The sequence below is a fragment of the Rhodococcus sp. 008 genome (assembly GCF_001682295.1).
Lineage (GTDB): Bacteria > Actinomycetota > Actinomycetes > Mycobacteriales > Mycobacteriaceae > Rhodococcus_F > Rhodococcus_F qingshengii.
Genome location: NZ_CP012749.1, coordinates 443,035 through 469,287 on the forward strand (window position 1 = coordinate 443,035; position 26,253 = coordinate 469,287).

Here is a 26,253-nt window from a genome sequence, read left to right on the forward strand (position 1 = left end):
ATCAGTTCGACCCACCGGCCACTTCTCCGTGCGGAGAAATTCTCCAAGCGGAGAAGAGGATATCACGGTATCTTCTCTGCGTGGAGAAATCGACTCGAGAAGCACTTCTGGACGCCGGGCTCGACCTGCTGGGCCGGGTTGGGTTTCGAGCCTGGTCGATGAGAGGCGTCGAAGACGAGGCGGGCGTGCCACACGGCAGCGCACGGCACTACTTCGCAAACCAGCGTGGACTGATAGTCGAGGTGGTGCGACACCTTCTGGACGGTGATCTTCCTCGCCCGGGCGAGACGCCGAAGCAACAGGTGGCCCGGTGGCTGGGGCCTGAATCCGGCCGCACTCGGGCGCGTTACGAACTGATCATCGCGTCATTCCACGATCCCGACCTCGCAGTGGAACTGGTGCGTGGTCGGGATCGGTTTGTCGACATCCTGGTCGAACGCGGCATGACCTCGTCCGATGCAACGGAGTTGGTCGCAGCACTGGACGGGCTCGTTCTGGACGCACTGCTGCGCAGGCATGCTCCGGAAACCCTGGATCCCGAGCGAATCTTCAAGAGGTTCGGGGCGAAGTTCCCCTAGCCGTCCAGCTCGGCGAAGAGCTCCATCCACTGCTCTTCGGCGGCTTCCTTGTCGGCGATGACCTGCTTGAGTTCTGCGCCGAGTTTCTGCAACTTGTCCGGGTCGGTGGCTGCGTCGGCGAGGGAAGCGTGCAGCTTCTTCTCTCGGTCGTCGAACTTCGCAATGGACCGCTCGAGCTTCGAAAGTTCCTTGCGTGCAGCGCGATCCGCGGCGCCGTCACGGACCTGCTTGCTCTTCGACGCACCACTCGCCGTCGAGGCCACCGACGGGTTGTCGCCATCCCCCATTGCTGCGCGCCGACGCAGGTAGTCCTCGATACCGCCGGGCAGGTTGGTGAGCTTGCGGTCACCGAAGAGCGCCCAAGTGGTGTCACAGATGCGCTCGATCAGGTACCGGTCGTGCGAGATGACCACCATGGTGCCCGCCCAGCCGTCGAGCAGATCTTCGAGTTGCTGAAGCGTGTCGATGTCGAGATCGTTGGTCGGCTCGTCGAGAAGCAGGACGTTGGGCTCGGCCATGAGGACACGCGTCAACTGCAGACGTCGGCGCTCACCACCGGAGAGATCACCGACTGGGGTGCGCTGACGCGCCGGTGTGAAGCCCAACCGCTCAGCCAGCTGACCCGCCGATACTTCCTTGTCTCCCAGCGTGATTCGCTCGGCTACATCCTTGACCGCGTCAAGTACGCGCATGTCGGTCGGTAGATCGTCGAGTTCCTGCTTGAGCCAACCGATGTGGACGGTCTGCCCCTGAATGCGCTTTCCGGCGGCAGGCTCGAGTTCGCCGGCCAGAGTCCGCAGCAGAGTCGTCTTGCCTGAGCCGTTGACGCCGACCAGGCCGACACGCTCACCCGGAGCGAGACGCCAGGTCAGATCCTCGACGAGTACGCGGCCGTCCGGGGTCTCCAGACGCGCGTCTTCGAGTTCGATGACAACCTTGCCGAGCCGACGCTGCGCGAACGACGCAAGAGCGACCGCGTCACGAGGTGCCGGAACGTCGGCGATCAGAGCCTCTGCGGCTTCGATGCGGTACTTCGGCTTGGACGTACGGGCCGGCGCACCGCGGCGCAGCCATGCGAGTTCTTTGCGCGCAAGGTTGCGTCGACGCTCTTCGGAAGCGTCAGCCTGACGCGAACGCTCGGCGCGAGCGAACACCCAGTCGTTGTAGCCACCCTCGTAGCTTTCGACGCCGCCGCCGACAACCTCCCAGGTGCGGGTGGCGACGGTGTCGAGGAACCAGCGATCGTGGGTCACGACGACGAGCGCGCTGCGACGCGAGACGAGGTGCTCGGCCAACCACTGAACACCTTCGACGTCGAGGTGGTTGGTGGGCTCGTCGAGCACCAGCAGGTCGAGGTCCTGAACCAGGGCCGCAGCGAGAGCCACGCGGCGACGCTCACCGCCGGACAGGCCGTCGACCTTGGCATCCAATGCGGACCGCTCGCCGCCGGCGCCCAGGTTGTCGATGCCGATACCCGAGAGCACCGAACGGATGCGCGCGTCGCCGGCCCATTCGTGTTGCGCCACTCCGAGCGGCCCCAGGACCACTTCACCGACAGTGGAGCCGGGAGGCAGTACACCGCGCTGCGTCACGACGGCCATACGCAATCCGCCGACGCGGCTGACGCGTCCCGAATCCGGCTGCTCCACACCCGCGAGGACTTCGAGCATGGTCGTCTTACCGCCACCGTTGAGGCCGACGACGCCGATGCGCTCGCCCTCCTCGACGCCCAGGGAGACCCCGTCGAGCAACGGCTTGACGCCGAAAGACTTCGACACGTTTTCCAGATTGATCAGATTCGCCATCAGTGCTGTCCCTTTGCCGCATTGTCGAGTATTCGTGCTCCGGGAACGGGTCCGCTCGCCACGCGAACGGTGCGGCACACCCCCGCTCCCGCAAGTTCTGCGCTCACTTCCACCGCGGACTGTGCGTCGGCGCAGAGAAAGGCGCATGTCGGTCCGGAGCCGGAGACGATGCCGGCCAAAGCTCCGGCTTCGACGCCCGCTCGAAGCGTCCGTCGTAGATCCGGGTTGAGTGAGAGTGCCGCAGCCTGCAGATCGTTGCCGAGCAGCGACGCAAGCAGATGAGCGTCACCCGTGGTCAGTGCCTGGATCAACGCATCGGCGCTCCCCAACCGTTTCGGGGAGCCTTCTGCCCGCAGCTTGTCCAGCTCGCGGAACACGACTGGTGTGCTCAAGCCGCCCTTGGCCAGCGCCAACACCCAGTGAAAAGTGTGGCGGGTCAAGACGGGGACAAGTTGTTCGCCGCGGCCGGTTCCGAGGGCAGTGCCACCGTGCAGCGAGAACGGAACGTCACTCCCGAGGCGTGCCGCAAAAGCGTCGAGATCAGGCCGCGAGAAGTCGAGCTTCCACAAAGCGTTGAGCGCAACCAAAGCGGCGGCTGCGTCGGCACTCCCGCCGGCCATTCCGCCTGCGACGGGGATGCCTTTCTCGATGACTATCTCGACGTTCGGGGCCACGCCACCCTCGACGGCGAGCATCTCGGCGGCACGCCACACGAGGTTGGTGCGATCGGTCGGCACGGCCGCGGCGTCGTCGCCGATCACCCGCACGGTCAAGGTGTCCGCAGGCGCCACCGTGAGGGTGTCTGCCAGCGACAATGCCTGAAAAACCGTCGTCAGCTCGTGATAGCCGTCGTCTCGCAGGTCCCCGACGGCAAGGTGGAGATTCACCTTGGACGGGGCCCGGACGACTACGGGGCGTGGAACGACGGAGAGCACAAGGAACAACAATAGGCGCTGCGAACACCTGGGCGAAAACCTGCGACCGCAGCAGCCCGTCCGACAGCCAGCACACCCACGCTATTTCACCGCGCGCACACCTACGCCCAGACCGACCACCGCCACGCCCAAGGCGGCGACGATTCCTGCCAGAACGCTGCTCGACGCGAAGTCTCCGGCAAAGAGTGCCCGCTCGGCGTCTACGACGTAGCCGAGCGGATTGATGTTCACGAGGACCTTCATCCAACCTGGTGCGTCCTCGAGTGGAAGCATGGTTCCCGACAGGATCAGGAGCGGGAACATCAGCGTCTGCTGAACGACCCAGAACATCCAATCCTGCTCCCGCACAGCCAGAGCGAGAGCGTACGAGAGCGCACCGAGTCCGACGCCGAACACTCCCAGCAGGACTATCCCGAGCGCGGCTCCCGCTGCATTGACGTCCAATCCGAGCGGAAGTGCGACCAGAATGATCAGAATCGCCTGCGCGGCAAGCGGAACCATCTCCTTGCACGCTCGCCCGATCAACAAGGACGAGCGTCGGAGCGGAGTCACCAACATTCGCTCGTGCGATCCCTGCTGCATCTCCATCAGGAGGTTGGACCCGGTCATCGTCGTTCCGAAGATCGCGATCATCACCAACACACCGGGAATGAACCAATTCCATACGCCGTCACCGGTACCCGGAACCCCTTTGAGCAGAGGCCCGAACAACGCCAACAGGATCAGCGGCTGGATGAGGCTGAAGATGACGCTTACCGGGTCGCGCAACATCGGTCGTAGCTCACGGCCCATCACGATTACGCTGTCTCGAACGATGTTGCCGTGCACGGTACGTGGGGTATCGAGTGTGATTGTCATGGCGGATTCCTGTTCGTCGAAGTTCTTTGTCGTGTTTCAGGAAGCGACCGCAGCGGCGCTCTCGCGCAGACTGCGACCGGTGAGAGTGAGGAAGACGTCGTCGAGAGTCGGCCTGGTGATGTCGGCAGTGAGTGCGCGGGCGCCGCGGGCATCGGCTTCACGCAGCAATACCGGGAGCGTCGAATCACCCTCGCCGGCACGGATACTCACCGAGTTTGCCTCGACCGTGACGTCACGCACAGTGACAAGTCGCTCGGCCACCGACGCTGCGACGGCGGCCGCCTCGACGCTGTCGAAGGTGAGCAGAAGATGATCCCCCGCAAGATCCGCTTTGAGTGCAGCGGCGGTGTTGTCCGCGATGACAGTGCCCTCGTCGATGACGATGACCCGCTCCGCCATCGAATCCGCTTCTTCCAGGTAGTGCGTGGTCAGCACGATCGTGGTGCCCATCTCGCGCCGCAACCGCAGGATGTGGTCCCAGAGGTTGGCCCGACTCTGCGGGTCCATGCCCGTGGTCGGCTCGTCGAGGAACAGGAGTGGTGGGCGATGCACCAGGCCGAGGGCGATATCGAGCCGCCGGCGCTGCCCGCCGGACAGCGTACTGACCTTTCGAGTGCCCAACTCGGTGAGTTCGAGATCACGCAGCAATTCGTCGGCCCGGACCTGCGAGTCACCCTTGGGCATTCCGTAGCACAACCCCTGCGTCACCAACTCGTCGCGAACCCGCTGGTTGTGGCCGGCTCCGTTCCCCTGTCCGACGTATCCGAGGCTGGAGCGCACCTCGTTTCGTGCCGCAGCGATGTCGAATCCTGCGATTCGCGCGCTGCCGGACGTGGGCTCGAGCAAGGTGGTCAGCATGCGCAACGTCGTCGATTTTCCGGCACCGTTCGGCCCAAGCAAGGCAACCAACTCGCCCTCCGCTACGTCGAGAGTGACTCCCTTGACTGCTTCCACGAGCTTCTTGCCCTGGGCGAAGTGCTTGGTGAGCGCCTTCGTCTCGATCATCGGTCTGCCGTCGTTGATGCGACTCATGATGTGCCCCAATTTCTTCTCGACTGATCGGATGTGGACCAACCTAAATTCAATTGAGGACGCATTGGGTCCTAAATGTTTGGCAGACTTCTTCCCATGAAGGAGACATCGGCTCGCCTACTGCGGTTGCTGTCACTGCTCCAGACACGTCGAGACTGGTCCGGTGCCGAACTCGCAGACAAGCTCGCGATCACCCCGCGCACAGTTCGACGTGACGTGGACCGCCTCCGCGATCTCGGCTATCCGGTCGACGCGACAGTCGGAGTCGGTGGCGGATATCGCCTGGGTGCCGGCGCGGAGATGCCCCCGCTACAGCTCGATGACGAAGAAGTGCTCGCGGTGGCACTTTCACTGCAATCCGGAGCGACCGGCTCTGTGGTCGGCATCGGCGAGGCTTCGATGCGCGCGCTGGCGAAGCTGCGGCAGATCATGCCGTCGAGGCTGCGACACCGTCTGGAATCGCTGTCGATCGATGTCGTGCCACGCGAGCCCGCCGCGAGCGCAGTCGATGCGTCGGTACTGTCCGCCATCGCATCCGTATGCCACAACCACGAGCGATTGAGATTCGACTACAGCACTCACGACGGCACCCAGAGCCGACGCGAGGTGGAACCGTACAGGCTCGTGCGGTCGGGTGTTCGGTGGTATCTGGTGGCTTGGGATCTGTCTCGCGAAGACTGGCGGTCGTTCCGCGTCGACCGGATGGAACCCAAGATCCCCACCGGCCCACGATTCGTGCCGCGGGAACTACCCGCCGGTGGTGCAGCAGACTTCGTTTCCCACGGTGTCGCTCGGGCCTATTCCTCCACGCGCGCAACAGTTCTACTGCATGCACCCATCGAGCAGATAGCACCCATGGTCAACGAACAGTGGGGATCGGTGGAGTCCACCGACGAAGGGCGTTGCGTCATAGTGCTTTCGGGCACTTCTCTGCGATCGATCGCACACTGGCTCAGAGCTTTCGACGTCGATTTCACCGTTGTGAATCCACCTGAACTCCGCGAGGAATGCCGCACGATCGCGGCGGAAACGGCAGTCGCCACTCAGCGGTATCTCGATGCATGACAGCGTTTTTCACCCAAATACAACAAGACCCCAACTCCGAAGAGTTGGGGTCTTGTCAGTACGTCATGCGTCGGTTGCCCGACTCACATGGACGTCTTAGACGATGGTAACGCCGGTGGCCTGCGGGCCCTTGTTGCCCTGACCGATCTCGAACGCCACGCGCTGGTTCTCCTCGAGAGTGCGGAAGCCGCCACTCTGGATCTCGGAGTAGTGAACGAAGACGTCAGCACTGCCGTCTTCGGGAGCGATGAAGCCGAACCCCTTCTCGGAGTTGAACCACTTCACGATGCCCTCTGCCATGTAAATCTCCTCTAACACAGTGTCAACAGGCAGTCGCTTCGACCGCCCGGGTCACTTACTACGACCGTTCTGAGACAAATCCGTGGAGGATGTCCAAACGCTCGCAACCTAACCATTTGCGAGCGTGGAAACACAAACACAAACACTTACGACCACCACAAGTAGACCACACATCCGCCGTGTTGTCTTCCCTGAGGCCTTCATCACTGCCCAGCCCGTTGACATGCATACCCCCTGGGGGTACCTTCGATTGCAGAGCGATACCTACACCGGGTATCCGTAAAATAAGCTTTCCACAACCGAAGGGACCTGCGATGACCACCGCCGAATACACCGTTTCCGGAATGACCTGCGGACACTGCGTCGGATCCGTCAAGGAAGAGATCGGCAACATCGCGGGAGTAACCGCGGTGGATGTCGAACTGGCGAGCGGACGTGTCGTCGTCACCAGCGATGCTCCCGTCTCCGCAGCCGACGTCGTCGCAGCAGTCGACGAAGCCGGCTACGCAGTCGTACCAAGCTGAGTCAGCCGTGCGCACCTCGACAACACTTGCCGCCTACGCCGTAGGGCTGGTCGCCGTCTTCGGCGCCGCCCTCGGCGTGGGGGCCGCAATCGGAAGCCCGATAGACATGTCCACCGCCCAGCACAGCACCCACGAATCAACCACCGAATCGATGCCAGGCATGGATTCGGCAACACCTGCAGGTCTCGAAGTCTCCTCCGGCGGATACACACTCACCGATGTGACCGCACCCGGTCGAGCTGGGGAGCCGGGAACCTTGACCTTCCGGATTCTCGACGACACCAACACGCCCGTCGTCGATTTCGACCTCCTGCACGAGAAGAAACTCCACCTCATTGTCGTCCGAAACGACACCAGCGAATTCCGCCACGTACATCCGTCCCTCGCTGCAGACGGCAACTGGTCGATCGACTGGGCCTGGCCCGCCGCCGGCACCTACCGAGTCTTCGCGGACTTCGATCCCACCGACGGCACCCAACTGACACTCGGCCGAAACTTCGACGTGGCAGGCGAATTCACTCCTGCGCCGCTACCTGCGAAGAGCGCGACCGCAACCGTCGACGGATACACCGTGACTCTCGACGGTGATCTGACCACTGCCGGCGGCCCGATCACGCTGAGCGTTGCTCGCGACGGAGCCCCGGTCACCGATCTCGATCCGTACCTCGGTGCCTTCGGTCACCTCGTTGCCCTGCGCACCGGCGACCTCGCCTACCTGCACGTGCACCCCGAAGGCGAGCCAGGCGACGGCGTCACAGCTCCTGGTCCGGACATTTCCTTCCACGCACAGGCACCGAGCGAAGGCACATACCGGCTGTTCCTCGACTTCCAGCACGAAGGCGTGGTTCGGACCGCCGAATTCACTGTTGATGCAGGCACTTCCACGGCTTCAGTTCCAGACAATCACGAGGGAGGGCACTGATGACGTCACCGACTGCGGTCGACAATGCTGCCAACTCGAGCAGCGTCGAACTCGCGATCACCGGGATGACCTGCGCCTCCTGCGCGTCACGAATCGAGAAGAAGCTCAACAAGATCGACGGCGTCACAGCCACCGTCAACTACGCGACGGAAAAGGCCAAGGTCACCTTCCCGGACGGGGTGCCCGTCGAAGATCTGGTCACTGCCGTCGAGAATGCCGGCTATTCCGCCGCGCTCCCCAAACCGCCCAGCGCACCGGACACCGTCGACCCGGATGCGGAAACCCCGCAGGATCGTGATCTGCGCGAGCTTCGTACCCGCCTGATCATCTCGACTCTGCTCTCCGTGCCGGTCATCGCTATGGCAATGATTCCTGCGCTGCAGTTCGACAACTGGCAGTGGCTCTCCCTCACGCTGGCCGCACCGGTCATCGTGTGGGCGGCCCTCCCCTTCCACCGGGCTGCCTGGGTGAACCTGCGTCACGGCGCGGCCACGATGGACACGCTCATCTCGCTGGGCACCATCTCGGCCTTCGTCTGGTCGCTCTACGCACTGTTCTTCGGCACTGCGGGCGAAGCCGGTATGAAGCACGCCTTCCGGCTGACGGTCGACCGGATGGACGGCAGCGCCAACATCTACCTCGAAGTTGCCGCGGGCGTCATCACGTTCGTGCTGGCCGGACGCTACTTCGAGCACAAGTCCAAGCGCACGTCCGGCGCCGCACTACGCGCACTCATGGAACTCGGTGCGAAAGACGTCGCGGTATTGCGCAACGGCGTCGAAGTACGAATCCCCGCCGAAGAACTGGCAGCGGGCGACTCCTTCATCGTCCGGCCCGGCGAGAAGATCGCCACCGACGGCATCATCACCGAGGGCCGCTCAGCCGTCGACATGAGCATGTTGACCGGCGAATCCGTGCCGGAGGAAGTCGGTGTCGGGGACACTGTCGTCGGCGCCACCGTCAATGTCGGTGGAACCTTGACCGTCGAGGCAACCCGGGTCGGGAGCGACACCCAACTCGCCCAGATGGCGGCACTGGTCGAAGACGCCCAGAACGGCAAGGCCGAAGTTCAGCGCCTCGCCGATCGGATCGCCGGTATCTTCGTACCGGTCGTCATCGCGATTGCCGTTGCGACACTGGGCTACTGGCTCGGCACCGGTAACCCCATCGAGATGGCCTTCACCGCTGCGGTCGCCGTGCTGATCATCGCGTGCCCCTGTGCCCTCGGATTGGCAACGCCCACAGCCCTGTTGGTGGGCACGGGTCGCGGAGCCCAGATGGGAATCCTCATCAAGGGACCCGAGGTGCTCGAATCGACGCGCGCAGTCGACACCGTCGTGCTCGACAAGACGGGAACCGTCACCACCGGTCAGATGACATTGCTGGACACCGTGGTGGGCGAAGGAACAACCGTCGACGAGGTACTTCGGCTGGCCGGCGCACTCGAACATCGCTCCGAGCACCCCATCGCCGCAGCGATCGCGAAGGGTGCGACCGAAGCTGTGGGCGAATTGCCTACGGTCGAGGATTTCGTGAACGTCGCCGGGCGCGGCGTACAGGGAATGGTCGACGGTCACGCCGTCGTCGCGGGCCGAGACGCGCTGCTCGCCGACTGGTCGATGCCGTTGCCGGAAAATCTCCGCGAGGCGAAGGCTGCAGCAGAGAAGGCCGGGCGCACCGCAATCGCGGTGGGCTGGGACGGCAAGGCGCACGGCATCCTCGTGATCGCCGACGCGGTCAAGGACACGAGCGCCGAAGCAATCGCGCAGTTGAAAGCACTCGGCCTCGAACCGGTTCTGCTGACCGGTGACAACGCCACCGTTGCTCGCACTGTCGCGGATCAGGTCGGGATCAGCACCGTCTTCGCCGAGGTCATGCCTGCGGACAAGGTCGACGCCGTCAAGAAACTGCAGGCGGAAGGACGCGTCGTGGCCATGGTCGGCGACGGCGTGAACGACGCGGCAGCCCTGGCTCAGGCCGATCTCGGCCTGGCGATGGGCACGGGTACCGACGTTGCGATCGAGGCCAGCGACATCACTCTGGTGCGAGGTGACCTGCGGTCGGCAGCCGATGCAATTCGACTGTCCCGCAAGACGCTCAAGACCATCAAGGGCAACCTGTTCTGGGCATTCGCCTACAACACGGCTGCGATCCCGCTGGCTGCGGCCGGCCTGCTCAACCCGATGCTCGCCGGTGCCGCAATGGCATTCAGCAGTGTGTTCGTGGTGAGCAACAGCCTGAGGTTGCGGCGGTTCAAATAAGGGGGCAAGCCCCCTGTGCGCGGTTAGGGAGTCCCTGCACTCCTTAACCGCGCACGGGGCTATTCGCCTCCAGCCAGCCGAACGAAGGCTGCTGCGTCGAGCATCTCACCACGCGTCTGAGGCTCGATACCGGCAGCGAGGAGCCGTCGTTCGGCCTCGGCAGGCGAACCTGCCCAACCGCTGAGAGCGGCACGCAAAGTCTTGCGGCGCTGTGCGAACGCGGCGTCGATCGCCGCAAAAACCTGCTTGCGGTGCTTCTCGTCCATCGGCCACGGCGGCTCCGCGTACCGATCGATACGAACCAGTCCTGATTCGACCTTCGGCACCGGCCAGAACACGTTGCGTCCGACGGCACCGGCGCGGCGAACCTCGCCGAAGAAGTTGGCCTTGACGCTGGGAACGCCGTAGATCTTGCTTCCCGGATCAGCCGCCAGGCGATCGGCAACCTCGGCTTGCACCATCACGAGTGCGGTCCGCAGACTCGGAAGCGACGCGAACAGGTGCAACAGCACCGGCACCGCGACGTTGTACGGCAGGTTCGCAACCAGCGCGGTCGGCTCGCCGGGAATCTGTGAAGGCAGCACACGCATCGCGTCCGCTTCGACGACGGTCAGTCGATCGGCAAGCTCCGGCGCTCGCTCGGCCACCGTCTTCGGGAGGCGAGCCGCGAGGTTGGGATCGATCTCGACCGCGATCACACGATCGACGACGTCCATCAGCGCCATCGTCAGCGAACCGAGACCAGGCCCTACCTCGAGAACGACGTCGTCACGTGTCACGCCTGCCGTGGTGACGATGCGCCTCACGGTATTGGCGTCGTGAACGAAGTTCTGCCCCAACTGTTTCGTGGGCCGGACACCGAATTCCTCGGCAAGAGCGCGCACCTCGACCGGACCGAGCAGGGCTGCCTGCCCGCGCGGAGTAGCGATGGGTTCGTTCGATTGTTCGGCGTCTGACACCAGTAGAACTTATCCCAGTCCGAGGCGACCCGAGCACGACGGCCATGCGCCCCAGCCCTGAGTGCGCTGGGTCTGTGTCGCAATCGCGATCTGTTCTTCACGGGTGGCGAGGTCGGCGCGGGGCGCATACTTCAACCCGCCCTGTCGTTCCCAGGTGTTCTGATCGAACTGCACGCCGCCGTAGAAACCGTTGCCGGTGTTGATGGCCCAGTTACCGGTGGCCTCGCACTGTGCGAGCGCATCCCACGTCGAACCGTTCTCCACGGGCGGCACCTCGGTGCCCGGCTTCGTTCCGACACGCACGACCTTCGGCTGCGCCGGTGTGGTGATCGTCTCCGAGACCTGGGTACGTCCGGCTTCGACACCGTTGACGAGATTCACGGCGAACGTCACGTCACGCACGCCGGGCACGCCCGGGTTCTCGACGATCGTGCGGCTCTGGTTCATCGTCGGATCCTCGATGCGCTGATCCGGCGGATCGAGCGGCAAGGTCTCGACCTTGTTCTCGGTGCGGTTGCGCGTCACCGTGACCTCCAGGCCCTCGGTCAGTGGAGCGTCGGCGGCGGGAACCACCGTGTCCGACTGCTCGAGCGGAGTGCCGTTGGCGGTAAGGAACTCCCCGACCGTCGGCGCCGCGATACGCACGTCTGCTGCCGCGTTTGCGCCGTCGACCAGTTTTGCGACGACCGGTGTCAGCACGTCGAGCGCGGCGCCGTCCAGCGGAAGACGCTGCGAGCGCGAAGCCGACACGTGCACATCCGCCGCGACGTCCAACTGCTTCAACGCGTCGTCGACGGTCAAGGCAGTGGTCCAGAGCTTCTGCGGCTGACCGTCGACCGTCAGCGTGATCTCACGGGCACGACGGAGCACCACGGTGTCGCCGTCGGACAGCGAAGCGTCGGCCGCGGGAGCAACTGCATCCTTGTCACCGATCGGGTAACCCGCGTCCTCGAGAGCGCCGTCGACGTTGGTCGACATGGTGCTCAGGCGAATCTGCTCACCGTCGACATCGAGGGTGATGGTCTTGTGCCGGACGACCGCCAGAACACCACCCACGAGAACCGTCAGGAGAAGAGCGGCGATCGCCGAGTACAACAACGGCGACCTGGTCGAGTTGATCTTGGCGAACGGTGACATCGGTTCCTGTGTTCTGTGAGGTGTGAGCGCGTCAGCGCAGGCCCAATTTGCTGGTGCAGGACGGCCAAGCACCCCAGCCCTGACCGGCGCGGACCTTCTCGCCGATCGCGATCTGCTGTTCACGTGATGCGAGGTCGGCGCGAGCTGCGTACTGACCACCGCCGAATGCTTCCCAGGTGCTCTGGGTGAACTGAAGTCCTCCGTAGAAACCGTTGCCGGTGTTGATGGCCCAGTTTCCGGTCGCCTCGCACTGAGCAATGGCATCCCACGTCGACGCGTTGGACACAGCGGGAGCGGAAGCCTGCTTGGTACCGACCTTCACCACTGCTGCGACCGGTTCCTTGATCACGGTCGCGGACAGTTCGGTTCGTCCGGCCTCGACGCCGTTGACGGTCTTGACCTCGACAGTTGCCGTGCGCTCACCCGGAACACCCGGGTTCTCGACGACGGTCTTGTCCTTCTCTAGCTCGGGATCCTCGACCTTGTTCTCCGGCGGCGCGATCGGCTGCGTCTCGACGCGAGTGTCCGTGCGGTCGCGAGTGACCTGGATGGTCAGGCCGTTGGTAACGGGTGTGTCGGCGGTGGGAACCACCGAGTCGGCCTGCTCGAGCGGCGCATTCTTGGCCGCGAGAAGATCGCCGACGGTCACGGCGGCGAGCTTGACCTCCGCAGCGGGAGCGCCACCGTCGCTGACGCTGACGGTCTTCGGGCTGACGACGTCGAGCTCGGTCCGTTCGAGCGGCAGACGATGCGAGCGCGAAGCTGAGACTGCGAAGTCGTCGGAAACATCTACCTGCTTCAATGCCTCGTCGACCGTCAATGCGGTGGTCCAGATGGTGGTCGGCTGACCGTCGACGGTCAGAGCCAACTCACGGGCACGGCGCAGTACGACGGTATCGCCATCGGACAGGGAGGAATCGGCACTGGGTGCGAGCGCGTCCTTGGGATCGACCGGGTATCCGGCGTCCTCGAGAGCGGTACCGACGCTGCTCGACATCGTGGACAGCGAAATCATGTCGCCGTCGACATCGAGGGTGATCGTCTTGTGCCGAACCACGGCGAGCGCACCCCCGACGATGAGCGTCAGAAGCAACGCACCCACCACTGAATAGAGAAGTGGTGACTTCGTGGAGTTGATCTTGGCAAAAGGCGACACAGGAAATCCCAAGGCAGACGACGTTCGATCACAATACGGTAACGACCGAGCGTTGTATCGGCAACCAAATCACAACGAAATGCGACTTTTGTCACGGAACGGCAACGGCGTGTCGTGTGTTCTGCACTTTCCGGCTCCGATACCCGTGTATCGATTCAGCTCTGGGCGCAGTATGTTCTCGTCTGGTTCAAAGCAGTCCGGCGATCCCGGGCGCGACAGAAGAAAGCTGGGCGATAGTGCGAAGAAGATTCGACAGACCACGTAATGCCAGGTGGCCGATCCTGGCCATCCTGCTGGCGCTGATCGCAGCGCTGTTCGCCCCCGGAATCGCGAGCGCGCAACCCGGCCGCACCTACACGATCGCCACCGATCTGACATTCGCCCCGTTCGAATTCGAGAACGAAGACGGCAAACTCGTCGGCATCGACATCGACCTGCTCAATGCGATCGCCGAGGACCAAGGCTTCAAGGTCGACATCAAGCAGCTCGGCTTCGACGCTGCACTGCAGGCCGTGCAGGCCGGGCAGGCCGACGGCGTCATCGCGGGCATGTCCATCACCGACGCCCGCAAGCAGGTGTTCGACTTCTCCGACCCGTACTTCGAGTCGGGCGTGCAGATGGCGGTCCTCGAGACCGACAACGACGTGAAGTCGTACGAGGATCTGAGGGGCAAGCGCGTCGCCGTCAAGAACGGCACCGAGGGCGCCAGCTTCGCCGAGTCCATCAAGGACCAATACGGCTTCACCACAGTCTATTTCGCCGACTCCGCCAGCATGTACGACGAGGTCCGCACCGGGAACTCCGTCGCAGTCTTCGACGACTACCCCGTCCTCGCCTACGGCATCACACAGGGCAACGGCCTCAAGACGGTCACCGAAAAAGAGGTGGGCGCGAGCTACGGCTTCGCAGTCAACAAGGGCCAGAACGCCGAACTGCTCCAGATGTTCAACGCCGGACTGCAGAACCTGCGCGACGACGGCCAGTACGACGAAATCGTCTCGACCTACCTCGGTCAGGGCGCGTCGACGTCGGACAACTCCATCATCGGCTTGATCAAGAGCACCTACCCGCAGCTTCTCAAGGGCCTGTGGTTGACGATCGTTCTCTCGGTCGTCTCGATCGCGATCGCTCTGGTCCTAGGCGCGATCTTCGGTCTCTGCCGCGTGTCCACCAACATGTTCGTCCGAGGTATAGGCACGACCTACGTCGACATCTTCCGCGGCACACCGCTGTTGGTGCAGGCATTCTTCATCTACTTCGGCATCCCGGCAGCCCTGCATTTCCAGATGTCCGCCTTCACCGCAGGCATCATCACGCTCTCGCTCAACGCCGGCGCGTACATGGCTGAAATCGTCCGCGGCGGCATCCTGTCCGTCGACAAGGGACAGATGGAGGCGTCACGAAGCCTGGGCATCAGCTACATGAAGTCGATGCGAAAAGTCATCATGCCGCAGGCAATTCGCACGATGATCCCGTCGTACATCAACCAGTTCGTGATCACCCTCAAGGACACGTCGATCCTGTCGGTCATCGGACTCGCCGAGCTCACTCAGACAGGGCGCATCATCATCGCGCGCAACTTCCAGTCGTTCAACATGTGGCTGATCATCGGCGTCATGTACTTCATCATCATCATGGCGCTCACCAAGCTGTCGAACCGCCTCGAGAAGAGGATCAACAAGTGACCGAAACAGCCGTCAACATGGGCAAGTCCGCCACCGAGGTCAAGATTTCGGTCAAGGGACTGAAGAAGTCGTTCGGCGACAACGAGGTCCTCAAGGGCCTGGACGTCGACATCAAGAGCGGTGAAGTGGTCTGCGTCATCGGGCCTTCCGGTTCCGGCAAGTCGACCTTCCTGCGTTGCCTCAACCGCCTCGAAGACATCACCGCCGGATCCGTGCGCGTCGACCAGTTCGACCTCACGAACAAGGATGTCGACATCGACAAGGTGCGCCAGCACATCGGGATGGTGTTCCAGCACTTCAACCTGTTCCCCCACATGAGCGTCGTCGAAAACGTGATGCTCGCTCCGGTGCAGACCGGGCGATCGACCAAGGAGCAGGCTCGCGAGATCGCCGTCAAACTGCTCGGCCAGGTCGGTCTCGCGGAGAAGGCAGATGCCAAGCCCGCCAGCCTGTCCGGTGGGCAGAAGCAGCGCGTTGCCATCGCCCGCGCACTCGCGATGAGTCCGGACATCATGCTCTTCGACGAGGCCACCAGCGCCCTCGACCCCGAAATGGTGGGTGAGGTTCTGCAGGTGCTGCGCGACCTCGCCAAGCAGGGCATGACCATGGTCGTCGTGACCCACGAGATGGGCTTCGCCCGTGAGGTTTCCGACCGAGTCATCTTCATGGCCGACGGATACATCGTCGAAGAAGGTAAGCCGGAGAGTCTGTTCGGCAACCCCCAGCAGCAGCGCACCCAGGACTTCCTGGCGAAGGTTCTCTAGGGGCAAGCCCCCTGTGCGCCTTTTCGGTAGCGGGGACTACCGGAAAGGCGCACGGGTGGTGGCCAATTCGACGACCAGCCCGGTCTCGATCCGATTCTGCGGCTCGAAGTCGAAGTCGCCGAACCTTCGGAACCACCGAGGACTGGCCTCGACCCTTCGATAGGTCTCGCTACCTTCGACGGGCAACCACATGCGTGGACTTCCGACTTCCTCGTACGTCGTCGTGACCACGAGAATCCCGAGCACCACACCCGTGGTCACGACTCCCGACGCCGGCATCCCGCCGTGAACCCAACCGTCGAAATCGTCGTCCTGCGATCGCGGTGTCAATGTCCACGAGCATTGTTCACCGACTACAGGAAACGGTCCGCAGCACTCGACTTCGACCGCGTCGACATGAACGCTGACGATCTGGACTGAAGAGTCGACCGGCGTCGGCTCAGTGAAGCTGTGCGCCTTCATTCCCTCCCGGGATGCGAGAAATTCGCGGCGCTCGAGCCGGATCGAGAGGACTGTTCGTCTATGTGTTCGACGTCGTCGGGATAGACGTCGGAGGGATCGATGCGGTCATTCATCTGAATACTCCGCGCAGTAGACGGACCAGGACACGACGGTCCCGGGCGCGGAGTTACCTGTCAGACCACCATAGTGTCAGAGCTTGTAGACGCGCTCCGCTGTCGCCGTGGACGCTGCTGCCAGCGCCTGCGGATCCTCACCGCGGATGTCTGCGAGCGCGCGCACTGTGTACGGCAGGCAGTACGACTCGTTGGGCGCACCGCGGAACGGGTGCGGCGTCAAGAACGGCGCATCCGTCTCGACGATCAGCTGATCCGAGGGCACCAACAGCGCGGCCTCACGCAGCGCCTTCGCATTCTTGAAACTCACGGTTCCCGAGAAACTCAACACGTAGCCCGCGTCGATGCACGCACGGGCCATCTCCGAATCCGAGGAGAAGCAGTGGAACACCACAGTCTCCGGCGCGCCTTCCTCGTGCAGCACCCGCAGCAGGTCCTCATCGGCTTCGCGATTGTGAATCATCAGCGTCTTGCCGAGACGCTTCGCGAGGTCGATGTGCCACCGGAAACCGTCGACCTGCTCCTCGATGGTGGCGCACCCTTCGAGCTTGCCTGGCCAGTAGAGATCCAGCCCGGTCTCCCCCACCGCGACGACCCGCGGATCGGACGCCAAACGCTCGATCTCGGCTCTGGTGTCGACATCGAGGACGTTCGCCCTGGTCGGATGGATTGCGACGGCTGCGTAAACCCTCGAATCCCAGTTCGCAGCGTCGACGGCAAAGCATGCGGCATCAAGGTCGTCGGCCACCGTGACGACCCGTCCGACGCCGACGGCCTCGGCCCGATCGACAATTTCGGCCACGGTCGCAGCGTCGTGCGCACCACAGGCGTCGAGGTGCGTATGTGCGTCGATCAGAGGCGACAAGGGCTCAGGGGCATCGGGGGCGGGACGGTCTTTGCTCACGCCCGATAGAGTAAGCCCACCATGACTGTGCCTGCCTCACCCTCCCAGACCCCGCGCCCGGACTCCGCTGCCCCGGAAGGCGCGGAACGATCGCCGTTCTACATCACGACAGCGATCGCGTATCCCAACGGCGCTCCGCACATCGGCCACGCGTACGAGTACATCTCCTCGGACGCGCTCGCCCGCTTCAAGCGGTTGGACGGTCATGAAGTGTTCTTCATGACCGGCACCGACGAGCACGGTCTGAAGATGCAGCAGACAGCGATCAAAGAGGGCATCGACGTCCGCGAACTCGCGGCTCGGAACTCCGACGTGTTCCAGAACCTCGACAAGGTCCTGAACATCTCGTACGACCGGTTCATCCGCACCACCGACGCCGATCATCAGGTCGCCAGCAAGGCGATCTGGGAAAAGATGGCCGCATCGGGCGACATCTACCTCGACACGTACTCGGGGTGGTATTCGGTTCGTGACGAGGCCTTCTACACCGAAGCCGAGACCACGCTTCTGGACGACGGCACCCGTCAGTCGACGGAGACCGGCACTCCGGTGGAGTGGACCGAGGAGTCCAACTACACCTTCCGTCTCTCGGCCTACGAGGACCGTTTGCTTGCTCTGTACGAAGAGCATCCCGAGTTCATTGCCCCCGCGACTCGTCGCAACGAGATCGTCAGCTTCGTCAAGGGCGGCCTCAAGGACCTGTCGATCTCGCGCACCACGTTCGACTGGGGCGTCGAGGTTCCCGGAGACCCCGACCACGTCATGTACGTCTGGGTCGACGCCCTCACCAACTACCTGACCGGCGTGGGTTACCCGAACGTCGACTCGGCGGAGTTCGAGAAGTTCTGGCCCGCGAGCCTGCACATCATCGGCAAGGACATCACGCGTTTCCATACCGTGTACTGGCCGGCGTTCCTCATGTCTGCCGGCATCGAACTGCCGGAGCGGGTCTTCGTCCACGGGTTCTTGTACAACAAGGGCGAGAAGATGTCGAAGTCGGTCGGCAACGTCGTCGACCCCATCGCGATGGTCGATCAGTACGGCCTCGACGCGGTCCGTTTCTTCCTGCTCCGCGAGATCTCGTACGGCCAGGACGGCAGCTACAGCCACGAAGCAATCGTGACGCGTATGAATGCAGACCTGTCCAATGAACTGGGCAACCTCGCGCAGCGTTCACTGACGATGGTCGCGAAGAACTGCGATGCCCAGGTACCGACCCCCGGCGAGTTCACCGAGGACGACCTGGCGATGCTGGCGTCGGCGGATGCCCTGCTTGCCAAGTGCCGCAGCGAGTTCGACGTGCAGGCGCTGCATCTCGCACTGGAAGCCATCTGGGGCGTTCTCGGCGAGACCAACCGGTACTTCTCCAAGCAGGAACCGTGGGTTCTGCGCAAGACGGATCCGGCACGCATGGCGACGGTTCTGTACGTGACGCTCGAAGTGGTCCGTATCGTCGGGCTTCTCGTTCAGCCGGTGATGCCCGACGCGGCGTCACGCATCCTCGATCTGCTTGGCCAGAGCGAAGAGAACCGGCAGTTCGCCGACATTGCGGTTCGCATCGACGCGAACCGGAAACTGCCTGCTCCGGCGCCAGTTTTCCCCCGCTTCGTCGAGGAATGAGCTAAGCGAGAGTGCCGCACGTGGGGTCCGAGATATCCGGTTACAGGCGGATGTGTCGGACCCCACGTGCACACTCCAGCCATGACGACGAATAGAACATACATTCGAACCAGCGCTTCGGCGCAGACACTGCCATGGAACGGAGCGCGGGTGTCCACTCAGGAGGTCAGCCCTCAATCCGTTTCCGCGGTGCGAGATCTCGTTTCAGAACTGTCCGCGGCGTACGACCGCGGATGGCAGCCGGCGGATCTGATTCATCTGGCGCGTCGAAGCAAAGACGCGTCCGACGCCGATCTCGCCGCCACCACCATCCTGTTCGACGCGAAGGCGTCGCGCGCCTCCGATCGCGCTCCGCTCGAATGGGTGGGGCAGTTGCAGACGATCGGCGAGCAGTATCCGAAGTCTCGGCACATCGCTTCTCGAATCACCGTGGACGACGACGTTTTTCGCTCCCTCGCGGCCGGCCTTCTGTTCCAGGATCCCTACTTCCTCGTTTCGCAGATCGTCGACGTCGCGCGATCGTGGATGCGCCTACCTCAGTGGACGGTATTGCTCGCGCCACCATCCACCTGGCCGTCGCAACGCACCCACACCAGCTATGCCGGCGTCGGTGACACCGAGGTCGACGCCAAGGTACTCAAGCGAATTCGTGGGCTACTCGCCAAAGCCGAAGCCACCAACTTCGCGGAAGAAGCCGAGATCTTCACCGCGAAGGCCCAGGAGTTGATGACGCGATACGCGATCGATTCCGCACTGCTCCACAGTCGCGCCGGGGTCACCGACACGTCCGTGAATGCACGACGCATTCACATCGAGAACCCGTACGTGAAAGAAAAAGTTCACCTCCTGACCGAGATCGGCGAATCGAATCGTGTGAGGACGGTGTGGTTCAGCGATATCGCGCTCGCGACCGTCGTCGGCACTCCGGTCGACCTTCAGCAAGTCGACATGCTGTTCACTTCACTACTTGTACAGGCAACCCGTGCAATGCAATTCGCCGACTCGAGCAATCGTGGCGGCTCACGCACCACCTCGTTCCGCAAGGGATTCCTGGCCGGGTTCGCCAGCCGCATCGGACACCGCCTGCGTGACGCCGGCACCAAAGCCACCGCCGAAGCGGCCGACGCGGCATCGATGGACGTCGCGGATCTTCTGCCGATCCTCGCCACCACATCCGAGGCCGTCGACGCCGAATTCGATCGATTGTTCCCGACAACCCGCAAGACTCGCGGACGGTCCGTGGACGCCGAAGGCTGGCACGCCGGCCAGGCTGCAGCCGACGACGCCAACCTGCGTCCCGGCACACCCGCCGTGAACCGCTCCCGCTAGTCCTTGCGCGCAGCCAGGACCGTCTCGTACAACTCACGCTTGGAGACTCCGGCCGTTGCGACCAGAGCACACGCGTCCTTCAATCGTGCTCCCCCCTCGACCAGCCTTTCCACCTCGTCGACCAGATCGGCAGGATCAGATGCCACCAGCACTGCGCCTTCGAGCACCACCGTGATCTCACCGCGAACGCCCTCGGCGGCCCAAGCAGCTAACTCCCCGAGAGTGCCGCGCTTCACTTCCTCGTAGGTCTTGGTCAATTCCCGGCACACAGCCGCGCGGCGATTCGGCCCGAGCACTTCCACCGCATCTGCGAGGCAGTCGGCAAGGCGATGAGGCGCTTCGAAGAACACACACGCTCGCTGCTCGGTTGCCAAGGCAGAGAGCCACGTCTTGCGCTGCCCCTGCTTACGCGGCGGGAACCCGTCGAAGCAGAACCGCTCGACGGGCAATCCGGAGAGTGCCAGCGCCGTCGTCACCGCCGACGGACCGGGCAAGCACGTGACGGCGAGGTTCTCGGCTACGCAGGCGGCGACAAGGCGATATCCGGGATCGCTGACCGACGGCATGCCCGCGTCCGTGACCAGCAGGACGGTCTTGCCTTCGGCGACGTCGGCGACCAGCGCGGGCAGCCGGGAAATCTCGACCTGATCGTAGAAACTGACGATCTTCCCGGTGATGGTTACCTCGAGCGCGGACGCCAGAGACTTGGTGCGTCGTGTGTCCTCCGCAGCAACGACGTCGGCGGTTGCGAGAGCAGACCGAAGACGCGGAGACGCGTCACCGACATCTCCCATGGGTGTTGCGGCGAGTACCAAGCGACCAGTCATACCTGACAGCCTACGATTGCCAGGTGACTGTGCAGACGGACGAGCGGCCAACGCCCGCCACGAGCGATCGGGTAATGCGTAGTCCCGGCCCGCTGGTACCGGATCCTGATTTCGGCCCGACCGACAGATTGCGCGGCTGGATCGTCACCGCTTTCGTCACCGCTATCGCGGCGATCACACGCTTCACGATGCTCGCCTACCCGACCGACGCCGGCACACCTGTCTTCGACGAGAAGCACTACGTTCCGCAGGGCTGGCAAGTTCTGACCGGTGGCGGCATCGAGGACAATCCCGGTTACGGATTGGTGGTACACCCGCCGATCGGTAAGCAGATGATCGCGATCGGCGAAGCACTCTTCGGTTACAACGGTTGGGGGTGGCGATTCTCGTCGGCCCTGGTCGGGACACTGATGGTCTTGCTGATCATCCGGATCGTGCGCCGCATGACGCGGTCCACGCTGATCGGCGCGATTGCCGGAATCCTGCTTATCGTCGACGGCGTCACCTTCGTCTCCTCACGCCTGGGGATGCTCGACATCTTCCTGGCTTTCTTCGTTCTCGCCGCCCTCGGATGCCTGGTGGTCGATCGCGACCAAGTCCGCGAACGGATGGCGAAGGTATACGAAGAGGGCCGAATCGGCGACTCTGCCTGGGGTCCGCGGCTGGGTTTCCGGTGGTGGAGGTTCGGCGCCGGCATCCTGCTCGGCCTGGCCTGCGGAACCAAGTGGTCCGGCATGTACTTCATTCTGTTCTTCGGATTGCTCAGTGTTGCCTTCGACCTGTCAGCGCGCCGCGCCTACCGCGTGCAGCGCCCATGGGTCGGCACTGCAGTTCGCGACATCGGGCCTGCTCTGTATGCGTTGGTGATCATTCCGCTCGGTGTGTACCTCGCGAGCTACTGGGCCTGGTTCACCAGCGAGACCGGCGTCGACCGTCACGCCGTCGGGAACGAGATCGGTGAGGGCGGCACATGGAGCTTCATTCCCTCCGCGCTGCGCTCACTCTGGTACTACAGCGGAAACGTTCTCCAGTTCCACGCCGGTCTGACCAACTCCGCCGGAAACCACCACCCGTGGGAGTCGAAACCGTGGACGTGGCCGATGGGGCTACGACCGATGCTCTACTACTACGCCGACGGCGAGCAGGTCACCGGTTGCGGGGCCGCCAGCTGCGTCAAGGCCGTGATGCTGATCGGCACACCGGCGATGTGGTGGCTGGCCCTACCGATGTTGGCGTGGGCGATCTGGCAGACGTTCGTGCGCAGGGACTGGCGATACGCCGTGGTCCTGACGGGCTACGGTGCCGCTTACCTCCCGTGGTTCGCGACGCTCGACCGCCAGATGTACTACTTCTACGCAGTTGCACTCGCCCCGTTCATGGTCATGGGATTTGCGCTGGTCCTCGGCGATGTACTGGGCAAGGCGAGCGCGTCCGTCGAGCGTCGTACCACCGGACTTCTGGCAGTCAGTCTGTACATCGGTCTGGTCGTGGCCAACTTCGTCTACCTCTGGCCGATACTCACCGCCATGCCGATCACGCCGGAATCGTGGCAGAACCATCTGTGGTTGCCCAGCTGGAAATAACCGGACGACAAAAGGGGCACCGAACCGCAGTTCGGTGCCCCTTCACGGTTCAAGTCCTACTCCGCTCAAGTCCTACTCCACTGACTTACCCACACGGCGTCCTCGGCGCGGGCGTAGGAGAGCACGTTTCTGCTCCTTCGCCGCAATGATGATCGGGTCGTGCGAAAGATCCTTGTACAGCGAGAAGCACAGTCCGATCATGACCAGCACGAACGGCGCCGCAGCGATGATCGTCATGGTCTGCAAGCCGTCGAGCGCTTCGGAACCACCGGTCCACAGCAGAAGCGCCGCGACGCCACCGGTCAACATGCCCCAGAACACCACGACCCAGCGACTCGGTTCGAGCGTTCCGCGCTGCGAGAGCGTCCCCATCACCATCGACGCAGCGTCGGCGCCGGAGACGAAGAACACTGCGACGAGCAGCATGACCAGGACAGTCGTCACTCCGGCCAACGGCAGATTGTCGAGCATGCCGAACAGTTGAGCCTCTTCCGAGCCTCGGCCGGACAAGCCGATTCCGTCGCGTTCCTCACCGATGCCTGCGCCGCCGAAGATCGCGAACCAGAGCAAGCTGACAGTCGTGGGAACGGCGATGACGCCGACGATGAACTGGCGGATCGTGCGGCCGCGGCTGATGCGGGCCAGGAACATGCCGACGAACGGCGTCCAGGACACCCACCATGCCCAGTAGAAGATCGTCCACGACGAAAGCCACGCGCCGGTTTCAGGATTCGACGATGCACCCGTGCGGGCCGACATCTGGGCGAGGTCGGAAACGTATGCACCAATGGTCGTCGGGAGCAGATTGAGAATCAGCACGGTCGGCCCGAGAACGAACACGAACAGGGCCAAGATCAGCGCTAGCACCATGTTGATGTTGGAGAGCCACTGAATTCCCTTGGCCACACCGGAAACTGCCGAAGCGACGAACGCCAGGGTCAGCACCGCAACGATGGCCACGAGCAGGAATACGCCGGCTTCTTCCATCCAGCCGACTACCTCGAAACCGGAGCCGATCTGAAGTGCGCCGAGCCCCAAAGATGCTGCGGTGCCGAAAAGTGTCGCAAAGATTGCCAGGATGTCGATGACCTTGCCGATCGGCCCTTCGGCTTTGCGACCGAGCAACGGGATGAAGGCCGAACTGAACAGTTGCTTGCGTCCTCGGCGATATGACCCGTACGCAATGGCAAGGCCCACAACGGCATACATCGCCCAAGGATGAAGACCCCAGTGAAACATGGTGGTAGCCATGGCAGTTCCGACGCCACCGTCGGTACCGGGAGGCGGAGTCACGTAGTGCGCAAGCGGTTCCGCGACACCGAAGAACATCAGGCCGATGCCCATGCCGGCGCTGAACATCATGGCGATCCAGCTGACGGTTCGGAACTCGGGCTTCTCACCGTCTTTGCCCAGCGGAATGTCGCCGAATCGACTGACAGCGAGGTAGATGGAAAACAGCACGAAAGCCGAAGCTGCGAGTACGAAGAGCCAGCCGATGTTCGTCACCAACCAGCCGAGAACACTTCCGGTTACCGAGTTCAGGTTGTCGGGAGCTACGAGACCCCACACGACAATAGCCAGCACCGCTGCGGCCGCCACGGAAAACACCACGTAGTCGGTCCGAACGCCTACCCGAGTAAAGCCCGTCTCCGGGCGCTCTTCGTTGGCCCCGGAATCTTGTTCGGATCGATCAGATTTCGTCACCATAGATGACTACGTTCGTCACTTTGTGGGCCAAAAGCAAGCTGGAAGGCGGGCTCAACAGCCGTTGAACCCGCCTTCTCACCCCGATCAAGCTGGGGTTTTAACCCAACCGTTGCCCTTGCCGATCAATCCGTCGATGCTGATGCGTCCTGCGCCGATAACAGCGATCAAGAGCGAACCGACACCGAGTGCGACGACGAGTTCATAGCCGCCGTTGTCTATGAAGACGCCCTTGTCGGCGTGCACGATGAAGAACGCGCCGACCATGTCGAGGAACAGCAGTGCGCCGACGAGCGGGGTCAGCAGACCCGCGATGAGCAGGATGCCGCCACCGAGTTCGATGGATGCTGCCAGAACTGCAGAAATCTTGGGGAGCGGGGCGCCCATCCCTTCGAATGCGGCCTGCGTTCCGGCGATCTTGTAGGTGAAGAACTTCTGCCAACCGTGGGCGATGAAGATGATCCCGAGGCCGACACGGGCGATGAGGAGTCCGAGGTCACGAGCAATCGACGAATTCATGAGCCAAGACTGACAGCTTTAAGTTGAAGCGTCAACTTAATCAATGTGTCACGCACCTCTCAATGCCGACTCCACCATGGCGACGATCTCAGTGTCGGAGTACCCGAGCGAGCGGACCTTATGCGCAAACGCGGTCGCCGCCTGCTCCGCCTGCGCCTGCACCGGATCGGTCCCCGAAGCGATGAACGTCCCTTGCTTTCCCCTCGTCTCGATCACGCCCTGATCGCTGAGCGCGCGATAAGCCTTCGCGACGGTGTTGGCCGCCAATCCCAGCTCCGAGGCCAATGCACGCACCGTCGGGATCTTGGTTCCCGCAATCAATCCGCCGCCGTGAACCTGCTCGATAATCTGTTGCCGCAGTTGGTCGTACGGAGCTGTGGAGGAATCGTGTTCGATCGCGATCTTCATCGTCACCCTCGTCGTATCTTCTCGGTCACAGCATCTTCTCTCTCACAAACCCTCGATCGCTTCGCGGATCGTATGCGGGCCGGAGGTCAGAACCAATATCTTGCCGACACTGGACGGCGCGTCGATGAGCGCTTCGATCACTGCGGCGACATCTGCACGAGGCACAGAGCCTGGATCGACGGGTGGCTCTGCAAGAAGGACTTCACCGGTGGGGTCGTCGTCTGTCAGAAGGCCTGGCCGAAGAATCGTCCAATCCAGCGAAGTCCTTGTCTTCAGGTCTTCCTCTGCTGCAGTCTTCGCCCGCAGGTAGGCGGCAAAAACCTCGTCGGTGTTCTCCGGTATTTCGTCACCAGCACCCATGGCGCTGATCTGTATGAACCGACGCACTCCCGCTTTCTCGGCGGCATCGGCCAACAGCACCGCCGCAGCTCGGTCTACGGAGTCCTTCCGCTCGATCGAGCTACCAGGTCCGGCGCCCGCGGCGAAGACCGCGACGTCGGCACCGTCGAGTACCTTCGCAACTTCCTCGACCGTGGAGGATTCCAGATCGATCACCACGGGGAACGCGCCGAGTGTGCGGACCGCACCCTCGTGCGCGGAGTTGCGGATCAGCGCTACCGGCCGATCACCATGTCCTGCCAGCAGGTACGTCAGGTGCTGCGCGATCTTGCCGTGCCCACCGGCAATGACCACGCGCCGTTCGTCCACACTTCGATGTTCCGTCATCGTTTTCTCCTCACAAGTCGGTACTTCAAGTGCAGCGCGCCGGAGGTGTCCGTTGTTCCCCTGTTTGTCCCACGAGT

Annotated in this window: 25 protein-coding genes; 10 read left to right on the plus strand and 15 right to left on the minus strand. The window is 63.1% G+C overall.

Annotated features, from left to right (window positions below; translation table 11 throughout):
• Window positions 1–80: 80 nt before the first annotated feature.
• Window positions 81–578: a TetR/AcrR family transcriptional regulator gene (locus AOT96_RS01960; RefSeq protein ID WP_064444236.1), complete on the plus strand. Its 498-nt coding sequence runs from the start codon at window positions 81–83 to the stop codon at window positions 576–578.
• Here the strand turns inward: AOT96_RS01960 and AOT96_RS01965 are convergent.
• The 4 genes from AOT96_RS01965 to AOT96_RS01980 all read right to left on the minus strand — a co-directional run bounded on the left by AOT96_RS01965 (window position 575) and on the right by AOT96_RS01980 (window position 5,208).
• On the minus strand, window positions 575–2,383 hold the full coding sequence (locus AOT96_RS01965; protein ID WP_003946255.1) for an ABC-F family ATP-binding cassette domain-containing protein: 1,809 nt from the start codon (window positions 2,381–2,383) through the stop codon (window positions 575–577). The two genes, AOT96_RS01960 and AOT96_RS01965, sit on opposite strands and share 4 nt — an antisense overlap.
• The gene (locus AOT96_RS01970) at window positions 2,383–3,318 is read right to left on the minus strand and encodes a 4-(cytidine 5'-diphospho)-2-C-methyl-D-erythritol kinase (RefSeq protein WP_030536307.1); all 936 of its coding nucleotides are present in this window, start codon (window positions 3,316–3,318) and stop codon (window positions 2,383–2,385) included. Before AOT96_RS01970 ends, AOT96_RS01965 begins: the two co-directional genes overlap by 1 nt.
• An 81-nt stretch (window positions 3,319–3,399) precedes the next feature.
• The gene (locus AOT96_RS01975; protein WP_030536308.1) at window positions 3,400–4,176 is read right to left on the minus strand and encodes an ABC transporter permease; all 777 of its coding nucleotides are present in this window, start codon (window positions 4,174–4,176) and stop codon (window positions 3,400–3,402) included.
• Between the two features lie 36 nt (window positions 4,177–4,212).
• A complete protein-coding gene (locus AOT96_RS01980) occupies window positions 4,213–5,208 on the minus strand; it encodes an ABC transporter ATP-binding protein (protein WP_081377543.1) in 996 nt (331 codons plus the stop codon).
• 96 nt (window positions 5,209–5,304) lie between these two features.
• Between AOT96_RS01980 and AOT96_RS01985 the strand changes: the two genes are divergently transcribed.
• The gene (locus AOT96_RS01985) at window positions 5,305–6,273 is read left to right on the plus strand and encodes a helix-turn-helix transcriptional regulator (RefSeq protein WP_065351238.1); all 969 of its coding nucleotides are present in this window, start codon (window positions 5,305–5,307) and stop codon (window positions 6,271–6,273) included.
• A gap of 96 nt (window positions 6,274–6,369) precedes the next feature.
• On the opposite strand, the gene AOT96_RS01990 is transcribed toward AOT96_RS01985, so the two are convergent.
• A complete protein-coding gene (locus tag AOT96_RS01990) occupies window positions 6,370–6,573 on the minus strand; it encodes a cold-shock protein (RefSeq protein ID WP_003946232.1) in 204 nt (67 codons plus the stop codon).
• A gap of 314 nt (window positions 6,574–6,887) precedes the next feature.
• On the opposite strand from AOT96_RS01990, the gene AOT96_RS01995 reads away from it, so the two are divergent.
• The 3 genes from AOT96_RS01995 to AOT96_RS02005 are packed head-to-tail and all read left to right on the plus strand — an operon-like array spanning window position 6,888 to window position 10,280.
• Complete coding sequence (locus tag AOT96_RS01995; RefSeq protein ID WP_003946267.1) at window positions 6,888–7,097, plus strand: heavy-metal-associated domain-containing protein; 210 nt, start codon at window positions 6,888–6,890, stop codon at window positions 7,095–7,097.
• 7 nt (window positions 7,098–7,104) lie between these two features.
• Window positions 7,105–8,019, plus strand: coding sequence for a hypothetical protein (locus AOT96_RS02000; protein WP_065351239.1), 915 nt, complete (start codon window positions 7,105–7,107; stop codon window positions 8,017–8,019).
• Window positions 8,019–10,280, plus strand: coding sequence for a heavy metal translocating P-type ATPase (locus AOT96_RS02005; protein WP_003946240.1), 2,262 nt, complete (start codon window positions 8,019–8,021; stop codon window positions 10,278–10,280). Before AOT96_RS02000 ends, AOT96_RS02005 begins: the two co-directional genes overlap by 1 nt.
• Window positions 10,281–10,339: 59 nt before the next feature.
• Here the strand turns inward: AOT96_RS02005 and rsmA are convergent, their stop codons facing one another.
• From rsmA to AOT96_RS02020, 3 genes are read right to left on the minus strand one after another with little or no spacing between them, the layout of a single operon-like run.
• A complete protein-coding gene (rsmA, locus tag AOT96_RS02010) occupies window positions 10,340–11,239 on the minus strand; it encodes a 16S rRNA (adenine(1518)-N(6)/adenine(1519)-N(6))-dimethyltransferase RsmA (protein ID WP_003946263.1) in 900 nt (299 codons plus the stop codon).
• Window positions 11,240–11,248: 9 nt separating this feature from the next.
• Complete coding sequence (locus AOT96_RS02015) at window positions 11,249–12,376, minus strand: resuscitation-promoting factor (protein WP_007729017.1); 1,128 nt, start codon at window positions 12,374–12,376, stop codon at window positions 11,249–11,251.
• Between the two features lie 31 nt (window positions 12,377–12,407).
• Entirely contained in the window at window positions 12,408–13,532 is a 1,125-nt protein-coding gene (locus AOT96_RS02020) for a resuscitation-promoting factor (RefSeq protein ID WP_042921286.1), read from the minus strand.
• 236 nt (window positions 13,533–13,768) lie between these two features.
• Between AOT96_RS02020 and AOT96_RS02025 the strand changes: the two genes are divergently transcribed.
• Complete coding sequence (locus AOT96_RS02025) at window positions 13,769–15,217, plus strand: amino acid ABC transporter substrate-binding protein/permease (protein ID WP_003946214.1); 1,449 nt, start codon at window positions 13,769–13,771, stop codon at window positions 15,215–15,217.
• Window positions 15,214–15,981, plus strand: coding sequence for an amino acid ABC transporter ATP-binding protein (locus AOT96_RS02030; protein ID WP_003946239.1), 768 nt, complete (start codon window positions 15,214–15,216; stop codon window positions 15,979–15,981). The genes AOT96_RS02025 and AOT96_RS02030 overlap by 4 nt, the downstream gene beginning before the upstream one ends.
• Window positions 15,982–16,017: 36 nt before the next feature.
• Here the strand turns inward: AOT96_RS02030 and AOT96_RS02035 are convergent, their stop codons facing one another.
• Both AOT96_RS02035 and AOT96_RS02040 read right to left on the minus strand, forming a co-directional pair.
• Window positions 16,018–16,443: a DUF6578 domain-containing protein gene (locus tag AOT96_RS02035; protein ID WP_065351240.1), complete on the minus strand. Its 426-nt coding sequence runs from the start codon at window positions 16,441–16,443 to the stop codon at window positions 16,018–16,020.
• 189 nt (window positions 16,444–16,632) lie between these two features.
• Window positions 16,633–17,460, minus strand: coding sequence for a TatD family hydrolase (locus AOT96_RS02040; RefSeq protein ID WP_064443911.1), 828 nt, complete (start codon window positions 17,458–17,460; stop codon window positions 16,633–16,635).
• 21 nt (window positions 17,461–17,481) lie between these two features.
• Between AOT96_RS02040 and metG the strand changes: the two genes are divergently transcribed.
• Together metG and AOT96_RS02050 are read left to right on the plus strand one after the other, a co-directional pair.
• Window positions 17,482–19,080 (plus strand): methionine--tRNA ligase, encoded by a 1,599-nt coding sequence (gene metG / locus AOT96_RS02045; RefSeq protein ID WP_003946248.1) that lies wholly within the window; start codon window positions 17,482–17,484, stop codon window positions 19,078–19,080.
• A gap of 81 nt (window positions 19,081–19,161) precedes the next feature.
• Window positions 19,162–20,409, plus strand: coding sequence for a DUF2786 domain-containing protein (locus AOT96_RS02050; protein ID WP_231917384.1), 1,248 nt, complete (start codon window positions 19,162–19,164; stop codon window positions 20,407–20,409).
• Here AOT96_RS02050 and rsmI read toward each other — a convergent pair.
• The gene (rsmI, locus tag AOT96_RS02055; RefSeq protein WP_003946264.1) at window positions 20,406–21,236 is read right to left on the minus strand and encodes a 16S rRNA (cytidine(1402)-2'-O)-methyltransferase; all 831 of its coding nucleotides are present in this window, start codon (window positions 21,234–21,236) and stop codon (window positions 20,406–20,408) included. The two genes, AOT96_RS02050 and rsmI, sit on opposite strands and share 4 nt — an antisense overlap.
• Before the next feature lie 74 nt (window positions 21,237–21,310).
• Here rsmI and AOT96_RS02060 point away from each other — a divergent pair, with 74 nt between their 5' ends.
• Window positions 21,311–22,819: a dolichyl-phosphate-mannose--protein mannosyltransferase gene (locus tag AOT96_RS02060; protein ID WP_003946230.1), complete on the plus strand. Its 1,509-nt coding sequence runs from the start codon at window positions 21,311–21,313 to the stop codon at window positions 22,817–22,819.
• 72 nt (window positions 22,820–22,891) lie between these two features.
• Here AOT96_RS02060 and AOT96_RS02065 read toward each other — a convergent pair whose 3' ends face one another.
• From AOT96_RS02065 to AOT96_RS02080, 4 genes are all read right to left on the minus strand, one after another.
• A complete protein-coding gene (locus tag AOT96_RS02065; RefSeq protein WP_003946258.1) occupies window positions 22,892–24,526 on the minus strand; it encodes a BCCT family transporter in 1,635 nt (544 codons plus the stop codon).
• An 84-nt stretch (window positions 24,527–24,610) separates the two neighbouring features.
• On the minus strand, window positions 24,611–25,042 hold the full coding sequence (locus AOT96_RS02070; RefSeq protein ID WP_003946228.1) for a DoxX family protein: 432 nt from the start codon (window positions 25,040–25,042) through the stop codon (window positions 24,611–24,613).
• A gap of 48 nt (window positions 25,043–25,090) precedes the next feature.
• On the minus strand, window positions 25,091–25,450 hold the full coding sequence (locus tag AOT96_RS02075; RefSeq protein ID WP_003946225.1) for a GntR family transcriptional regulator: 360 nt from the start codon (window positions 25,448–25,450) through the stop codon (window positions 25,091–25,093).
• A gap of 42 nt (window positions 25,451–25,492) precedes the next feature.
• Window positions 25,493–26,176 carry an SDR family oxidoreductase gene (locus AOT96_RS02080; RefSeq protein ID WP_042449233.1) on the minus strand — a complete coding sequence of 228 codons (684 nt, stop codon included), beginning with the start codon at window positions 26,174–26,176 and terminating at the stop codon, window positions 25,493–25,495.
• Window positions 26,177–26,253 lie beyond the last annotated feature (77 nt).

What these genes read in the sequence shown, in the direction of transcription:
- AOT96_RS01965 (WP_003946255.1), bottom strand. Translation starts at nt 2,383, where the DNA reads ATGGCGAATCTGATCAATCTGGAAAACGTGTCGAAGTCTTTCGGCGTC.
- AOT96_RS01975 (WP_030536308.1), bottom strand. Translation starts at nt 4,176, where the DNA reads ATGACAATCACACTCGATACCCCACGTACCGTGCACGGCAACATCGTT.
- AOT96_RS01980 (WP_081377543.1), bottom strand. Translation starts at nt 5,208, where the DNA reads ATGAGTCGCATCAACGACGGCAGACCGATGATCGAGACGAAGGCGCTC.
- AOT96_RS01985 (WP_065351238.1), top strand. Translation starts at nt 5,305, where the DNA reads ATGAAGGAGACATCGGCTCGCCTACTGCGGTTGCTGTCACTGCTCCAG.
- AOT96_RS01990 (WP_003946232.1), bottom strand. Translation starts at nt 6,573, where the DNA reads ATGGCAGAGGGCATCGTGAAGTGGTTCAACTCCGAGAAGGGGTTCGGC.
- AOT96_RS01995 (WP_003946267.1), top strand. Translation starts at nt 6,888, where the DNA reads ATGACCACCGCCGAATACACCGTTTCCGGAATGACCTGCGGACACTGC.
- AOT96_RS02005 (WP_003946240.1), top strand. Translation starts at nt 8,019, where the DNA reads ATGACGTCACCGACTGCGGTCGACAATGCTGCCAACTCGAGCAGCGTC.
- AOT96_RS02015 (WP_007729017.1), bottom strand. Translation starts at nt 12,376, where the DNA reads ATGTCACCGTTCGCCAAGATCAACTCGACCAGGTCGCCGTTGTTGTAC.
- AOT96_RS02035 (WP_065351240.1), bottom strand. Translation starts at nt 16,443, where the DNA reads ATGAAGGCGCACAGCTTCACTGAGCCGACGCCGGTCGACTCTTCAGTC.
- metG (WP_003946248.1), top strand. Translation starts at nt 17,482, where the DNA reads ATGACTGTGCCTGCCTCACCCTCCCAGACCCCGCGCCCGGACTCCGCT.
- AOT96_RS02050 (WP_231917384.1), top strand. Translation starts at nt 19,162, where the DNA reads ATGACGACGAATAGAACATACATTCGAACCAGCGCTTCGGCGCAGACA.
- rsmI (WP_003946264.1), bottom strand. Translation starts at nt 21,236, where the DNA reads ATGACTGGTCGCTTGGTACTCGCCGCAACACCCATGGGAGATGTCGGT.
- AOT96_RS02060 (WP_003946230.1), top strand. Translation starts at nt 21,311, where the DNA reads ATGCGTAGTCCCGGCCCGCTGGTACCGGATCCTGATTTCGGCCCGACC.
- AOT96_RS02065 (WP_003946258.1), bottom strand. Translation starts at nt 24,526, where the DNA reads ATGGTGACGAAATCTGATCGATCCGAACAAGATTCCGGGGCCAACGAA.
- AOT96_RS02070 (WP_003946228.1), bottom strand. Translation starts at nt 25,042, where the DNA reads ATGAATTCGTCGATTGCTCGTGACCTCGGACTCCTCATCGCCCGTGTC.
- AOT96_RS02075 (WP_003946225.1), bottom strand. Translation starts at nt 25,450, where the DNA reads ATGAAGATCGCGATCGAACACGATTCCTCCACAGCTCCGTACGACCAA.
- AOT96_RS02080 (WP_042449233.1), bottom strand. Translation starts at nt 26,176, where the DNA reads ATGACGGAACATCGAAGTGTGGACGAACGGCGCGTGGTCATTGCCGGT.